We start from the raw sequence: 15,548 nt of genomic DNA on the forward strand, positions 1-15,548 counted from the left end.
TGCACCGGCCCGCACCCGAACGCGACCGGCCGTCAGTTGCGGGAGCGGCCGAAGAACTCCGTCTCCGCCACCGCGACCTGCCGGTCCGTCCCGGTGCCGTACGCCGAGCGCAGCACGATCCGTACCGACACGGTGTTGCGGCCGCGTACGTCGAGCCGCTGGACGCCTCCGTCGTTGAGGGTCTTGTACACGGTCCGCGACCGGCCCGCCGAGTCCGTCACGATCAGCTCCAGCTCCTGCGGACGCGCCTGGTCGGCGGCCTGGCCCGGGCGCTTGGAGGTGCCCGGGGTGATGAGCAGCGCCAGCAGGTCCACGGGCTGGGCGAAGTCCGCCTGGAGGTGCTGGCCGTTGGAGTCGCCCGCGTAGCCGGTGCCCCACCAGGTGTTGGAGTAGTTGTCGAAGGCCGCCTCCGGCCCGTGGCCCTCGGCCGAGTGCGAGGCGCTCCAGGAGGTGGGGCGGATGGCGACGCGCTTGGCGAAGTGGTCCTGGACCGCGCGGGCCGCCGGCGGCCCGCCGATCAGGCCGCCCACCGCCGCGAGCACGACCGCCGACACCACCACGGCCCGCACGATCCACCGCCGCCGCTCCCTGCGCAGGGGAGGCCGCTGCCCCGCGAACGGGCCCTGCCCCGGCTCCTCGCGGCGGGTGTCCAGCGGCGCGGCGCACGAGCGGCAGAACACCCGGTGCGGTGCGTTGGCCGTGCCGCACGCCGGGCAGGGAGGGCCCTGCTGCACGGCGGCCGACGGCTGCGGGGTCCGCACGCGCGGCCGGGCCGCCTCGGGCCGTCCGGGCAGGACCGTCCCGGGCCGCTCGCCCGGCTCGGGCGCCTCGGCTGCGGCCGGCACCGGGACCAGCAGCGCGCGGGCCGCCTCGGACGGGGGCGCGGCCCCGGCAGCGGTGTCCCCACCGGACGCTGCGTCACCGTCGGCCCGCCCGGACTCCGGTGGCACCACGGGCAGCGGCGCGGTGGCCGCCTCCGCGGACTCCGCGGCGTCCGATGCCCGCGAGTCCTCCGCGGACGCGCCCCGCCCCGCCCCGGCCGGCGAGGGGGAAGGGGAGGCGGGTGCGGACGTGGTCCCCGTGTCCCAGCGCAGGAAGGCCCCGCACGAGTCGCAGAAGGACTGCCCCGTCGTACGCGACGGCGCGGCGCACTCGGGGCAGGGGGCGGTGGTCCCGGATTCGGGCATGGTGGTCAGTTCCCTTCCGGAACAGAGGAGTGGAGCGGGGCGCCGGTCAGCACTTCCGCCGTGAACGGCAGGTGCGCGGGCCGCGCCGCCGCGACGACCGCGTGCAGCCGGTGCGCGTCGGCGGGCTCCGGCGCGCGCAGCCGTACGCTGACGTGCAGAGCGGCCCGCGGCGTGCCGGGGAACGGCCCGAGCGGCTTCGCCGACCAGGCGGCGCCCCCGCTCTCGGTGATCTCGGGCAGGACCCCGAAGCACAGGCGCACCGCTTCGGCCAGGCCGTGGCGGGTGCCGCGCCGCCGGTGCAGGGAGGCCGCGGTGGCCACGGCACGGCGGCGGACCTCCAGCGGCTCGCGGCCGTCGAGCTCGGCGCCGACCCAGTCGGCGAGCCAGTCGACGAAGTCGGCCGGGGCGAGCGCCGGGTCGAAGTACGCCTCCAGGCAGTCGAGGACGTTGAACACGGGCGCCAGCATCGCGTCCAGGCCCGTCACGAACCGCTGGGTCAGATCGTCGTCCGCGTACACGGCCGGCAGCGCGAGCCCGAGCGGGTGCGGCGACGCCAGCCCGGCCACGGCCCCGCGCGCGCCCGGCCCGTCGGCCCCGGCGCTCACAGCGCCTCGATCACGCGGACGCGGTGGTCGAAGGGGAACAGCAGCGCCGACGCCCCCAGGTCGACCCGGTCGGTGGCGTCGCCCCGGCGGCCGGTCAGCGGGTCGGCCGGGTGCAGCAGCACCTCGTCGACCAGCTCCACCCCCGGCACCCGCTGGAGGGCCGCGAAGACCTCGCCCGACCGCAGCGACCGGCCGAACGGCCAGCCCCGGCCGTCCGCCCCGCCCGCCAGCGGATCGAGGTACCGGTACAGGGCGTCGAGGGCCTCCTCCCGCACCAGGTCGGTGTCGGCCGCCCGGTAGGCGTGGACCGTGGCCACCACCGTCACCCCCTGGTAGAACGGCGGTCCGACCGCGAGCCGGGTGCCCAGCGGCCGACGCTCGTCGAGGAACCCCGTGATCCGGGACAGCAGTTCGTCCCCCGGCACCAACTGCTCGAAGCGCAGCCGCCCGCCGCGGTCCGTCACCGCCTGCGGGACCACCAGCACGCGCACCGCGTTCTCGCCGGCCTTCACCGGGTCCGCCGCCTCCTCCGCGCCCGCCGCCAGGCACTGGATGCGGGCCGCCTCGGGCGCCGCCCGCCGGGTCAGCTCCTCGTAGTCCCGCGCCGTCACCGCCCGCTCCTGCGCCCGCAGCGCGATGGGCGCCCGCCGCCGCGCCTCCTCGACCGTCTCGCCGTCGACACCGCCGCGGGCCGCCTCCCGGTTCTCCACCCGCGCGATGTACGGGATGGAGCTGCGCAGCACCTGGATGGAGCCCCGCGCCACGTTCCCGCCGCGACCGCCGCCCACCCCGTACCGGGTCGCCCGCACGGCCGCGCCCTTGGCCGGGACCGCGCCGAACTGGCTCAGCGTGCCGTCCGGTTCCCGTACCGCCGGCCCGAAGGCGAGCTCCCCGGTCGTCGCGTCCAGCGTGAAGTGCCGGTCCTGCGGGCCGGAGGCCGCGAAGTCCGCGACCCCCTGCCACCGCTGCCAGCCCTCCCCGTCCGACACGTCGAGCAGCACCTCGCCCACCACCGGCACGTGCGCGAGCCGCACCCGGTGGCCGGGCACGCCCTCCGCCTCCCCGAGCGGCTCCTCCCGTACGGACTCGGCGTGCGAGGCGGTGACCGTACCGCCGATGGTGAAGGCCTCCGCGTCCCGCACGGTCGGCGAGGAGGTGTAGAACGGCTGCCCGGGCCGCGGGGCCGTCACCCGGCAGCGCACCCAGCCGGCCTCCAGCCCGCCCAGCCGGGACACGGTGTGCCCGGCCGGCAGGTGCAGCACCACCTCGCCCGGCCGGTTGAGACCGCCGGTGGAGTCGGAGGAGACCTCGCACCGCGTCCACCCGTCGGGCGTCCACGCCTCCCAGACCAGCGGCGGCTGGCGCGGATCCACGCCCACGCCGTCCACCCGGCTGTCCACCCGCAGGACCGCCGCGCAGCCCGGCACCGCGGCCGACAGCCCGAACAGCAACAGGTCGCCCGGCTGCGGCAGTCCGGTGAACACGGGCACGTCGACCCCCGCCCGCACCTCCTGCGACCGGTCGACGGGCGAGGCTCCCGCACCCTGGCACAGCAGGTGCGCCAGCGTGCACGGCACCAGGGCCAGGTCCCGCTCGGTGGCGAAGACCACCGCCTCGTCGGTCTCCGTACGGCCGGTGGCCACCTCCGTCCCGGCGGGCAGGACCACGGCCTCCGGCTGCGGCGCGGCGAGCCAGAACGTCACCGGGGCCCGGGCCGCCGAGGGCGGGAAGAGGGTGATGCCCAGCAGGTCCAGGAAGGCCAGGTGGTTCTTCTCCGGGACCCGGTTGAGCCGGTAGACCAGCTGGTCGGCCATGTGGGCCACGGCCTCGATCAGGGTGACGCCGGGATCGGAGACGTTGTGGTCGCTCCACTCCGGGCAGCGCTGCTGGATGTAGCGCTTGGCGTCGTCCACGAACTGCTGGAAGTGCCGGTCGTCGAGCCGGGGTGCGGGCAGGGCCATCAGTGTCGTCCGTTTTCGCCGGGAGCCGGGTGGTTGTCTGCGGTGTCGGCCGCCTCCCCGCCCTCGGCGGGGATCACGTAGAAGGGGAAGACGAGGCTGCGCGGGTTGTTGGTGCCGCGCACCGCGTACCGCACGTCGATGTGCAGCACCGCGGGGTCGTCGGGCGCCGGGGTCACCGTCACCTCCCGCACCTCGATGCGCGGTTCCCACCGGTCCAGGGCGGTGCGCACCTCGTACCGGATGCGGCCGGCCGTCGCGTCGTTGGCCGGCGCGAACACCAGGTCGTGCACCGCGCAGCCGAACTCGGGCCGCATCGGCCGCTCCCCGGGCGCCGTCGCCAGGACCAGGCGCATCGCCTCCTCCACCTCGCGGTCCCGCCGGGCCAGCGCCACCGCGCCGCCCGGGTCGATCCGCATCGGGAAGGCCCAGCCGGCGCCGACGAAGTGCTCGCTCATCCGTTCGTTTCCCCCACGTTCCGCCCGTCCCGCCCGTTCCGCACGCTGTCCGATCCCCTCGCATCGCCCGTGCCCGTCACGCCGCCACACCCCTTCCCGGCCGGGTCCCGGCCTAGAACGGCAGGCCGTTGCGCGTGGTGACGCCCATCAGCGAGACCGTCGCCGCCGTGATGCCCACGTTGCCGACCGCCGTGACGGCCACCCGCCCGGGCGTCTGCACGTCCACTCCGAGCCGGGTCTTGACGTCCATGCCCAGGCCCGCCTTCAGGTGCAGGCCGCGGCCCGCGTTCAGGTTCAGCGCGCCCGTCGCCGACAGCGTCAGGTCGCCGCCCGAGTCCACCTCCACCCCGCGGGCTCCGTGAATGGTCACGGTCCCGTCGCTGCTGATGGTGAGCGTGGTGCGGGCCTCGTTCAGCTGCACCGTGAGACCGCCGCCGCCCGTCTGCAACCGGATCCCGCTCGACGCGCGGGCCGCGCCCCCGGCCTCCAGCAGTTCCACCGTGTGCCCGCTGCGCGCCGTCAGGGAACGCCAGTTGACGCGCCCGGCCGTCGGATCGACCGCCGGGATCCCGTCCGGCTCGCGCGTCGCCCGGTCCACCCCGTTGTAGAGCCCGGCCAGGACGTACGGATGCTCCAGCGAACCCCGGTCGAAGGCGCACAGCACCTCGTCGTTGACGTCCGGCAGCAGCAGCCCGCCGCCCCCGGTACCGCCGAACTGGGCCACCCGGCACCAGCCGCTCTCGTACGTGTCCGACAGCCAGGGGAAGCGCAGCCGCACCCGGCCCAGCCCCATCGGGTCCTTCACGTTCGTGACCAGCGCCACCGCCACCCCCGGCAGCGGCGCCGCCGGCTCGCCGCCGCCGGCGCCGCCCGAGGCCAGCCCGTACAGGGAACGGAACTGCCGCCCCGACACGGTCAGCCAGGTCACGTACGGCTGCCCGGAGGCGAAGACGTGCCGCACGCCCGTCGCCGTGTACTTGCCCTCGAACGGGAATCCGGCCCCCTTCACCGCGACCGGCCGGCCCGGCATCAGCCCCGGATTGCCGGTCACCGCCACCTCCAGCTCCGCGAACGAGCCCGCCACGTCGTCCGCGAGCGCCCGCGCCGCGTGCGTGACCTCGGGCGGGGTGGTGTACGGGGTCCGCGTCGCGTCCAGTTCGGCCTTCCCGAAGGCCGCCGTCAGCTGCGCCGCGGTGAGGTCCGCCACGATGTCCGGACTGGTGTCGGCCGGCGCCGGGGCGGCCAGCGGCCGCTTCGTCAGCATGTCCCAGCCGCGCACCGTCACCCGGCCGGCCTGGCCGGCGGAGGTCAGCGCCACCCGGCTCTGCAGGGTGTTGTGCCCGAACTCCAGCACGTACGGGCTCTGCCGCGCGGGCGTGCTGTCCGCGGGCGCGCCCGCCGCGGGCGCCAGCGGGGCGAAGTCGAGCTTTCCGTCCGGGTCGAACGAGAGCCGGACGTCGTTCTCGGCCGCCAGGCGGTTCAGGTAGTCCCAGTCGGTGATGCCGGGCTGCGTGGCCAGCTCGTAGACGGTGGGCGTGGCCGCCACCCGGCCCAGGACGAGCCCGCACTGGGCGGCGATGCGGCGCACGATGTCGGAGGCGGTCATCTGCGGATAGCCCACGACCCGCCGGTTGCGCAGCAGCCGGTGGCCGGGGTCGTAGCCGCGCAGCACCAGCCGGCGGCCCGCACCGGGCTCGGTGTCCACCTCCATCGCGGTGACCTCCCCGGTGAGCAGCGGGGTGCCGCGCACCCCGTCCGTGAACGGGCTGATCACGGCCTTGGAACCGACGGTGAGCTGCGGGTACAGCCGGGTCAGCGTGCCGTCGCCGTCGATGAAGGTCAGCTGGAAGGCGGACGGCACGTTCACGCTCGCGTCCACCCAGCCCTCGGTGAGCAGCGAGGCGAGCGGGTCCGGCAGGATCGATCCGCCCAACTGCACGTGGAGGAGGGTGGTGAAGGTGTTCTCGCTCATGCGGGACGCTCCGAGCCTGCGGGGAGAAGGAGTTCGGTTCCGGGACGCAGCCGCATCGGGTCGTCGATGCCGTTCGCCTCGGCGATGACCCGCCACCGGGTCGGATCGCCGTACTCGCGCCAGGACAGCGAGGCGAGCGTGTCACCGGCCACGGTGCGGTGCACGCGGCGGGCCGACAGGGCGCCCGAGGTGGGGTTCTGGCCCAGCACGGACGCCGGGATCTCGGTGAGGGCCAGGGCGCAGGTGGCGCGCAGCGGAGTCCCGTTGGGGCTGAACAGGGTGTAGGTGGCGCTCGCGCTGGTCACGTACGCGGTGAACTGGACCGTGCTGAACGACCCCCACGAGAACTTCACCCAGGGCGGCGACGGCGCCTCGGAGGCGATGCTCTGCTCGGTCACCTCGCAACAGGACAGCAGCAGTTCCACCTGGCGCTGGACCGTGCCGGAGCCGGGCGTGCCGGAGGCGTCGAGGAACACGTCCACGCCCATCCGGGCCGCGTCGACGCCGGTGAACTTGGGCGGCGCGCCCCGGGTGTAGGCCACCGCCGGTTCGGTGCGCCAGTGCGCGGACCGGGACAGCTGCAGCTGGCGCGGGTTGAACTGGAAGCGGACCTCGCCGATCAGGCCGCCGACGGCGCCGCCGAGCCGGGCGGGCGGCTGGTGGACGGCGAGGGAGGCGCGCGAGAGTCCGGCTGCGGCCCGCCCGCCCGTGGGGGCCGCCACCTCAGACCCCTCCGGCGTCGGTGAAGCCGTGGTGGGCGATCTCCAGGGTCTCGGTGGCCACGGAGGGGCTCGACGGGTTCAGCGTCGGCCCCGTCCAGCGCACCGGGAGCACCTCGACCAGGCCCCACTGGGCGACGACGGAGCCGTCGGCGCGCAGGGCGGCGATCTGCGCGGTGGGGCGGGTGATGCCGGTGGCCAGGGAGGAGATCCATGCGGCGACGCGCGCGGTGTCGGCGGTCAGGGGACGGGTGAGACGGATGGTGGAGAAGGTGACACGGGTCGGGAGTTGCCACACGAAGCCGTTGTTCCCGCCCTCGTGGTGCTGCTCGATCTCGACCTGGGAGGCGAGCCCGTCGCAGCCGTTGAACAGCCCGAGGTTCTGGCCGTCGATGCTCAGCTTGAAGAAGACGGTGGAGCCGGGGTCGGGGAGCGTGGGCATGCGGGACTCTCTGTTCGGGTGCGGGACGTCGGTCAGCGGTCGCGGAGGCGGCCGATGCGTTCGCGGTCGCCGCGGAGCTCGGCGCGCAGGAGGCGCGAGAGCGGGGCCAGCAGGCGGCGGGCGAGGGCGTCGAGATCGGCCTGGGTGGGTTGAGCGGGTTCGGGGGGACCGATCGGGGTGGAGGGGGTGGTGCGGCGGAGGGTGCGGAGGGGACGGGGGCGGGGGGTGCGGTTGGTGCGGGTGCGGGTGCGGGTGCGGTTGGTGAGGGTGTGGGCGGTGCGGGTGCGGGGGTGCTGACGGGTGGGGTGCCCGTGGGGGCGAGGCGTTGCAGAGGGACGGCCCGGGGCGGGGCCGCGGGTGCGGGTGACGGGTGCGGGTGCGCGGGGGCGGACGGGGTGCGCGGGTCGAGGGCGGCGAGCGGCAGGGGTGCGGTCCCGGCGGGTACGGCCGTGGCCCTGCGCAGCACGACGGCGCCCACCGGCCCGGCTCCCGGGGCCGGCTCCCGGGCGGGCCCCACCGGGGCGATGGGCCGGCCGGAGGCCAGCGGAGCCGCCACCGAGGGCGCCCGCTGCACCGGGGCCGCGGGGATCCGCACGGTGGGGAGGGGCGTGGGTGCGGGTGCGGGTGTGGGTGCCGGGACCGGTACGGGTGCGGGTACGGGTACGGACCGGGGCTCCGGTGCGGGGGCGTCCGGGGGTGCCGGTGCGGCCGGGGCCGGCTTGATCGGGGCGCCGATCAGCGGCCGGCGGGCCCGGGTGGACGGCTCCTCGGACACCGCGCGCTGGACCCGTCGTACGAGGGGCTTGCGTGTCCCCGTGCCCGGCGCCGGGGGAGGTGCGGGCACGGAGACGTCCGTACTCGTACCCGGGGGAGGAGCGAGTACGGAGTTCACGGGGGCGCCGACGGCCCGTACCGTCCGCGACGGCACCACGGGCCGGGGCGCGGAGGTCAGCGGCGACCGGGCGGCCGTCACGGCACGCCGAACGGCCGGGGCCGGCGCGGCGGGGGCCTCCGTACGGACCGGTGCGCCGGGCCCGTTGGTCCCGGTCGGAGCACCGGAGCCGGGGACGGCGTCCGGCCGCGCCGGGGTGGCGGGTGCACCGGCCCGCTGGACCGGGGTGGTCGGGGCCGGGAGAGCCCTGGGCGAGGCGGGGTTCGGGGGTGCGTCCGGCGCCACCGCGAACGGGGCCTCCGCCACGGTGGACCCGGCCGCCGTGGGCAGGCGCCGGACGACGGGAAGCTCCGCCTGCACCGGCGGCGCGGGGGCCTGCGCTGGCGCCGGGCCGAACCGTCCCGGCTGGGCCGCTTCCGGCGGGCCGGGCGCGGCGGCGGGCACCGCCGGAGGGCGAACGGGGCCCTGCCCGGGCCCCGTTGCCACCGGCGTGGCCGAAGCGCTGCCCGGTGTCCGGCCGGGGGGCAGGCGTTGCACGGCCGGAGCCTCCGGTGCGGGGGACGCCACGGGCCGGGATACGGGGACGACCGGGGCCGTCTCGGCGGGGGCAGGGGCGACGGGCGCCGCTGCCGGCAGGGGCGCGCGCTGCACGGCCGGGGTGGCCGGGGTGTTCGTGCGGGGAGTGTGCCGGCCGGGTTCGGGTACGGCGGTGGGCAGTGCCGCAGTGGTCCGTGGCGGGGGGGAGGGGGCGGCCTCGTCCGTGGCCCCGGGCACCGCGAGGCGCTGCACGGCCGGGGTGTTCGTGCGGGGAGTGTGCCGGCCGGGTTCGGGTACGGCGAGGCGCTGCACGGCCGGGGTGGCCGGGGTGGTGTGGTCGCCGGGTGGCTCGATGGAGGTCGGGGAGGGGGTCGGACTGGCCGACCGGGGGAGGGGGCGGGGTGTGCCGGGCAGGCCGGGCTCGGCCGAGCGCTGCACGGCGGGGGCGACCGCGTCGACCGGGGCGTCGTGCCGGTCCGACTTGCCGGGGCCCGCAGTCGGTCGGCCAGGACCCGGAGCCGGAGCGGCGGCTACGGGGGTCGCCGGGGCCGGTGCAGGCTCGGCCGGTGCGTCGGGCACGGCGACGCGCCGCACGGCCGGGGCCGTCCTGGCTTCTCGGGCGGCCGGGGCGGTGGCCGTGCGGGGGGTGCCCGGGAGGGGAGGCGCTTGCTCCGGGGCGGGACCCGGGAGGGCGGGTGATGGCGGCGACGGGGGCTGCGGCAGGGCGGCCGTTGACGACGGGGCGGTGCCCTCGGGCCGGGGGCGACGCTGCACGGTCGACGGGGCCGAGGGGGCCGCGACATCCCGGACGGGCGGGGATGCCGGGGCTCCGGAAGCGGCGGGGGCCTCCGGGCTCGTGGTCGGCGGCGGCGTTTCGGCCCGGATCGGTGGCGGGGTTGTCGGGCCCGGAGAGGGCGCCTCGGGTACCCCGGGCCGGGGCTGCCGCCGCACCGTCGCCGGGGCAGGAGCGGTCCCGGTGCCCGGGGTCGCTACGGTCGGCGCCGGTTCGCCCGTTCCCCCGACCACGGGCCGACGTTGCACTGCGGGTGCTGCGGGTGCTGCGGGTGCTGCGGGTGCTGCGGGTGCTGCGGGTGCTGCGGGTGCTGCGGGTGCTGCGGGTGCTGCGGGTGCTGCGGGTGCTGCGGGTGCTGCGGGTGCTGCGGGTGCTGCGGGTGCTGCGGGTGCTGCGGGTGCGCTCGTGGGCAGGGGCAGGGTGTCGGACGCGGTGGGTGAGGTGGAGGGCGGTGGGGCGAGCGGTGCCGGGGTGGCCAGGGGGAGGCGTTGCAGGGCGGGGGAGGGCGGCAGGGAGGTCGGGACCGGGGTGAGGGCGTCCAGGAGGAGGCCGGAGGGGGCCGACGCGGCCACGGTGTGGCCGATCCCGCCGCTGAAGGCCGGGTTCTGCCGCGTCGCCAGCGAGGCCGGGAAGTTCCGGTCGGCCGTCAGCCGGGGCACCCCCAGCACGCGCCGGAGCGGAACCGTCGCCGCCCATCCGCCGTCCGCCGGCGCGGACACCGCCCCGGCCGACTCCGCAGCCGCAGCCGCCACCGGCACCGCCACCGGCTGCGCCGCCGCACCGTCCCGGCGGCGCCGTCCGAACAGCCCCATCCCTCTCCCCGCTTCCCGTCGTGTCCCGTGTTCCCGGTGGCCCCGCTACGCCTCCTCCAGCCGCGCCACCCGCCGTACGTACGCCTGCCGGTCCGCGTGTTCCAGGTCGAGGATCGAGTCCAGGTCCCAGTGGAGGTGGTAGGCCAGGTACGCGGTCTCCTCCTCGACGAGGTCGGCCGCGTACGTCACGATTCCCCCAGGCGGCTCCCGGCCAGCTCGACCTCGAACGCCCCCTCGCAGTGCGGGCACGACACCGCCGCGCGGGTGTGGCCCTCCGCGTTGATCCGCCGGTAGAAGTCCTGGAGGAAGGCGAGGTCGGAGGCGAACATGTTCTCCACCGTCCCGTCGTGCACCGTCATCAGCGTGCCGAGCCGGGTGATCACCCGGCCCAGCAGCACCACCGACAGGTACGCCGGGTTCTCCCGTACGCGGACGTCCCGCAGCGGAACCAGCTCGTCCCGGGCCGTCGCCAGCCGCATCGTGCCGTTGCGGTGCACCGTCCCGGATTCGTCCACGAAGCCGCGCGGCAGTTCGAACCCGAACTCCGTGCGCAGCGGCTCCCGTACGGCGCCGCCGACCGCCGGTGCCGTCGGCTGGGCCTGCGGCTGCGCGGCAACCGCAGGGCCGGGGCCCGGGCCGGTGCCCGAACCCGTCACCGTTCCTGGTCCGTTGCGTCGCATTACTCGATGACCAACTCTTCGAAGGTGATGGTGACCTGCTCCGTGAGCGCCGAGGCGGCGCCCGCCTTCACCGAGCTGACCTCGACCTTCGAGCACCAGGCGTTGCGCAGGTTGTATCGGCGCACCGGGTTGTCCTGGTAGTCCATCATCATGATCGTGGCGTTCTTGCGGGCCGAGCCCATGTCGCCGTTGATCGAGGCGGAGATCCACTGGGTGAAGGCGCTCGACTGGGTCGCCCCGCGCGTCACCGAGCACTGGCCGGCCTTCTTCACGCCGGGCAGCTTCTTGATGACCGGCCGGCCGTCCGCCGAGACCTGCTGGTACTCGATGACGTCCTGCTCCATGGACAGGCTGCTGACCTCCTGGAGGAACTCGACCATCACGCCGTCGATCTGGAGGCCGAAATTGTGTGAGGTGAGGGCGTCACCGGGCTGAAGGGACATGCGGGACTTCTCCTTGTCGCGTGGCGGCTACTGCGGCTACTGCGGGAACGCGGGGTGCGGGGGTGCGGGGCGCCGGGTGCGGTGCGGCCCGGGGTGCGCGGTGCGCGGCGTACGACGGGCTGTTACTCCTCCAGCTCCCCGCCGCCGCCCGAGAACTGGGCCAGCCGGAAGACCACGAACTCGGCCGGCTTGACCGGGGCGATGCCGATCTCGCACACCACGCGGCCCAGGTCCACGGACTCGACGGGGTTGGTCTCCGCGTCGCACTTCACGTAGAACGCGTCCTCGGGCCGCTGCCCGAAGAGCGCGCCCGAGCGCCACTCGTTGACGAGGAAGGCCGAGATGTTGCGGCGGATGCGTGCCCACAGCGCCTGGTCGTTCGGCTCGAACACCACCCACTGGGTGCCGATCAGGATCGACTCCTCCAGGTAGTTGAAGTAACGGCGCACGTTCAGGTAGCGCCACGCCGGGTCCGAGGCCAGCGTGCGCGCACCCCAGACGCGGATGCCGCGGCCGGGGAACGCGCGGATGCAGTTCACGCCGACGGGGTTGAGCAGGTCCTGCTCGCCGCGGGTGATCTGGAGCTCCAGGTCGACGGCGCCGCGCACGATCTCGTTGGCCGGGGCCTTGTGCACGCCGCGCTCGGCGTCGTTGCGCGCCCAGACGCCGGCCATGTGGCCGGACGGGGGCACCACCCGGGTCTGGCCGCTCGACGGGTCGAAGACCTTGATCCAGGGGTAGTACAGGGCGGCGTACCGGGAGTCGTAACCGGCGACCTCCATCCGCCACTTGCGGACGTCGCGGGCGTTCAGGCCGGGCGGCGGGTCGAGGACGGCCATGCGGTCGCCCATCAGCTCGCAGTGCGCGACCATGCCCAGCTGGATGGCCTTGACCTGCTCCAGGTCGATCAGACCGCGCTGGTAGGCGGCCATCAGGTCGGGCGCGGCCACCATGTTGATCTCGTCCAGGGCCTCCAGGCCGCCGAAGCCGGTGCGGTCGGCCGAGTCGCCGATGAACTGCCCGGGCTCCAGCCGGCCGTCCGCGCCGGCCGGTGACACCGGCTCCGTCCCCGCCGCCGTGCGGCTCGCGGGTACGGCGGCCGGGGCGGCGGCGGGCACGGGCAGGGTCAGGGTCTGCGCCTCGGGCCTGGACTGGGCCGCGCCGGGGGCCGCCTCTTCCACCACGATGGTCTTGGACCGCTGGCGCACCTGGGTGACGACGTAGTTGCGCGCCGACTTCTTGGCGCTCACGTCGAAGTCCTCGACGACCGCGTCGCCGTCCTTGACGACCAGTTTGAAGCGGTCGGCGGCGCCCTCGCCCTCGACGTCCTGCACCTCCACGGTGAGGGACCCGCCCGCCGTCAGCCCACCGGTCAGGGCGGCCACCCGGAACGCGCCGAGCGCGACGGCCTCGCCGGCGGTGACCGCCTGCGGACCGGCCTGGGCGGCGACGGCGGGCGCCTGCCCCGCGGCGGACCCGGAGCCCGCCGCCCGCGCGCCCGCGGCGTCCGGGGCGCCGCCGACCCGTACGACGTAGGCCGCGGTGCCGCCGTTGTTGAAGAACCCGTACACGGAGTGGGCCAGGTAGCAGCCGTCCGTGAAGTCACCGAACTCGGCAACGTACTGGGACCAGTTGGTCACCAGGGTCGGATCGTTCAGCGGCCCGAAGGGAGCCAGTCCCACGAACGCGGCGACCGAGGTCCCCACGCCCTCGATGGGCCGGGAGCCGCCGGCGACCTCTTCCACGTAGACGCCGGGGGACAGGTAGTTGGGCACGCGGGGTTCTCCTTGCGGTGGTGTGACGGCCGGGTTCGGGGCCGGGCCCGGGTGCGGAGCCGGGGACCGGCGCCGGGGCGGCCGCCCTCCCGGTGGGCGCGGTCGGTTCCGCAGGCCACTGAGACCATCGCCCATCGCCCTGCCCCGCGGCAGGTCCGGGCGGGCGGTGTCGGGGGCAGCCCGCCCTGCCCACCCGTACACGCGGCGGGCGTCCGAAGTAACGTTCCCCACCGGGGGTCGTCCGCGGCATCGGAGAGCACATGCGGCAGGAACCGGACACGTCGGGCGCGTCGGGGCTGCGGTTCCGCATGCTCGGACCGATGACCGCCCGCGACCACGGCGGGACGCCGCTCGCGCTCGGGCCCAACCAGCAGCGCGCCCTGCTCGCCGTGCTGCTGCTGCGGCGCGGGCGCACCGCGCCCATGGCCGACCTGTGCGAAGCGCTCTGGGGAGAGCGGGTGCCGCCGCGCGCCGTGGGCACCCTGCGGACGTACGTGTCCCGGCTGCGCTCCCTCTTCGAACCCGACCGGCCCGCCCGCGCCCCCGCCCGGCTGCTGCTGTCCGCCCCCGACGGGTACGCGCTGCGGCTGCGCGATCCGGTGCTGGACATCGACGAGTTCGAGCGCGGCCTCGCCGAGGCCGCCCGGCTGCGGACCGCCGGCGCCACCGGCGAGGCGTACCGCACCCTCGGCGGGGCCCTCGGGCTGTGGTCCGGCACCCCCCTGTCCGGGCTGCCCGGGCCGTACGCCGAGGCGCAGCGCGACCGGCTCACGGAACTGTGGCTGAACGCCCGCGAGGACCACTTCCACAGCGCCCTGGAACTCGGCCTGGACCGGGACATCGCGGCCGTCGCCGCGCTGCGCGCGTTCGCGGCCGAACACCCCCTGCGCGAGCGCACCCAGGCCCTCCTCATGCTCGCCCTGCACCGCGCGGGCCGACCCGGGGAGGCCCTCGCGGTGTACGAGGCCACCCGGCGGACCCTCGACCTGGAACTCGGCGTCCCGCCCGGCCCCGAGCTGGCCGCCCTGCACCGCCGGCTGCGCTCCCGGGAACCCGGATCCGGCCCGGGCCCCGGCCCCGCGGCCGCCGGCCCGGGTCCTGCCCGGACCCCGGCCCCCGTCGGGTCGGCGTCCCCCGCCCGCCCGTCCCCTCCCGCGGCCCCTTCGGCCCCCGTCGACCCGTCGCGGGCCGGGACGCGGGCCGAGACGCCGGACGGTGCTGCGGACCGTGTGGTGGACGGGGCCGGGTTCGTAGGGAGGGCGGTGGAGCGGGCGCTGCTCGTGCGGATGCTGGGCGACACCAACGGCGCGGTACCGGTCGCGGTGGTCACCGGCATGCCGGGCATCGGCAAGACGGCCCTCGCCGAGCACGTCGCCGAGCGGCTGCGCGGCGCCTTCCCCGACGGGGTCCTTCGGGCCTCCGTGCGCGACGGCGGCGCCGAGGCCCTGACCGGCCTGGTACGGGCCCTCGGCGTCCCCGGCCCGGCGGTGCCCGACGGGCTCGACGCGCGGGCCGCGCTCTACCGCTCGCTGCTCGCCGGGCGGCGGGTCCTCGCCGTCCTGGACGACGCGCACGACACCGCCGGACTGCTGCCCCTGCTGCCCGCCACTCCGGGGTGTGCCGCGCTCGTCACCAGCACCGGGCGCGGGCTCCTCGTCCCGGGAGCCCGGCTGGTCGACGTACCGGAACTCGACGACGCGGCCGCCCTGGACCTGCTCGCCGCGACCGCGGGACCCGAACGCCGCAGCGCGGAACCCGAAGAGCTGCGCCGGCTCGCGCGGCGGTGCGCGGGGCTGCCGCTCGCGCTGAGCCTGGCCGGCCGGCGGCTGCGGCGGGAGCCCGGCCTGGCGGTGGCCGCCCTCGCGGCCGCGGACGGCCCGGAACTGCTGGCCGCGCTCTGTGCGGACGGCGCCTCCGTCGGGGAGCGCTTCGACCGCTCCCTGGCCCTCCTGACGCCCGCCGCCGCCCGCGCGCTGCGCTGCACGGCCGGCGCCCCCGACGGCTTCGGCCACACCCGGGCCGCGGAGCTCATCGGCGCCTGCGAGGCGGAGGCGGCCGACGCGATCGACGAGCTCGTCGACTCGGGCCTGCTGCGCCCCGGCGCCTCGGGCAGCTACCGCTACCATCCGCTCGTCCGCGCGTTCGCCCGCTCCCCGCACGGGTAGGGGACCGGGGGCGGGGGTACGGGACGCACCGCGGGCCACCGGCCCCCGCGAACGCCGTCGCGGCCGTGTCCGGACGGGCAGTCAGGAGTGCCCCGGAGGCGGCACTTTCG

12 protein-coding genes are annotated in these 15,548 nt (G+C 76.5%); 1 reads left to right on the forward strand and 11 read right to left on the reverse strand.

The annotated features are described in order from the left end of the window. Positions 1-32: 32 nt before the first annotated feature. The 11 genes from CP968_RS30500 to CP968_RS30545 form a co-directional block, all read right to left on the reverse strand. The gene (locus tag CP968_RS30500) at positions 33-1,187 is read right to left on the reverse strand and encodes a discoidin domain-containing protein (RefSeq protein ID WP_150521045.1); all 1,155 of its coding nucleotides are present in this window, start codon (positions 1,185-1,187) and stop codon (positions 33-35) included. A 5-nt stretch (positions 1,188-1,192) separates the two neighbouring features. Beyond that, a complete protein-coding gene (locus tag CP968_RS30505) occupies positions 1,193-1,792 on the reverse strand; it encodes a phage tail protein (RefSeq protein WP_229886507.1) in 600 nt (199 codons plus the stop codon). After that, entirely contained in the window at positions 1,789-3,753 is a 1,965-nt protein-coding gene (locus CP968_RS30510) for a putative baseplate assembly protein (RefSeq protein ID WP_150521046.1), read from the reverse strand. The genes CP968_RS30505 and CP968_RS30510 overlap by 4 nt, the downstream gene beginning before the upstream one ends. After that, entirely contained in the window at positions 3,753-4,208 is a 456-nt protein-coding gene (locus CP968_RS30515) for a GPW/gp25 family protein (protein WP_150521047.1), read from the reverse strand. The genes CP968_RS30510 and CP968_RS30515 overlap by 1 nt, the downstream gene beginning before the upstream one ends. A 112-nt stretch (positions 4,209-4,320) precedes the next feature. Next, positions 4,321-6,180, reverse strand: a complete 1,860-nt coding sequence (locus CP968_RS30520; protein ID WP_150521048.1) for a VgrG-related protein — start codon at positions 6,178-6,180, stop codon at positions 4,321-4,323. Beyond that, positions 6,177-6,902 carry a CIS tube protein gene (locus tag CP968_RS30525; protein WP_150521049.1) on the reverse strand — a complete coding sequence of 242 codons (726 nt, stop codon included), beginning with the start codon at positions 6,900-6,902 and terminating at the stop codon, positions 6,177-6,179. The genes CP968_RS30520 and CP968_RS30525 overlap by 4 nt, the downstream gene beginning before the upstream one ends. 1 nt (position 6,903) lies before the next feature. Further along, positions 6,904-7,341 carry a phage tail protein gene (locus tag CP968_RS30530; protein ID WP_150521050.1) on the reverse strand — a complete coding sequence of 146 codons (438 nt, stop codon included), beginning with the start codon at positions 7,339-7,341 and terminating at the stop codon, positions 6,904-6,906. Positions 7,342-10,420: 3,079 nt separating this feature from the next. Continuing rightward, positions 10,421-10,564 carry a hypothetical protein gene (locus CP968_RS34255; protein ID WP_194682802.1) on the reverse strand — a complete coding sequence of 48 codons (144 nt, stop codon included), beginning with the start codon at positions 10,562-10,564 and terminating at the stop codon, positions 10,421-10,423. After that, positions 10,561-11,055 (reverse strand): hypothetical protein, encoded by a 495-nt coding sequence (locus CP968_RS30535; protein WP_229886509.1) that lies wholly within the window; start codon positions 11,053-11,055, stop codon positions 10,561-10,563. The genes CP968_RS34255 and CP968_RS30535 overlap by 4 nt, the downstream gene beginning before the upstream one ends. Next, complete coding sequence (locus tag CP968_RS30540; RefSeq protein WP_150521051.1) at positions 11,055-11,498, reverse strand: phage tail protein; 444 nt, start codon at positions 11,496-11,498, stop codon at positions 11,055-11,057. The genes CP968_RS30535 and CP968_RS30540 overlap by 1 nt, the downstream gene beginning before the upstream one ends. A gap of 122 nt (positions 11,499-11,620) precedes the next feature. Further along, positions 11,621-13,273 carry a phage tail sheath subtilisin-like domain-containing protein gene (locus tag CP968_RS30545; RefSeq protein ID WP_150521052.1) on the reverse strand — a complete coding sequence of 551 codons (1,653 nt, stop codon included), beginning with the start codon at positions 13,271-13,273 and terminating at the stop codon, positions 11,621-11,623. Positions 13,274-13,533: 260 nt separating this feature from the next. On the opposite strand from CP968_RS30545, the gene CP968_RS30550 reads away from it, so the two are divergent. Next, the gene (locus tag CP968_RS30550; RefSeq protein ID WP_150521053.1) at positions 13,534-15,438 is read left to right on the forward strand and encodes an AfsR/SARP family transcriptional regulator; all 1,905 of its coding nucleotides are present in this window, start codon (positions 13,534-13,536) and stop codon (positions 15,436-15,438) included. Positions 15,439-15,548 lie beyond the last annotated feature (110 nt).

This window comes from Streptomyces subrutilus, from assembly GCF_008704535.1.
In the GTDB taxonomy this organism is placed as follows: domain Bacteria; phylum Actinomycetota; class Actinomycetes; order Streptomycetales; family Streptomycetaceae; genus Streptomyces; species Streptomyces subrutilus.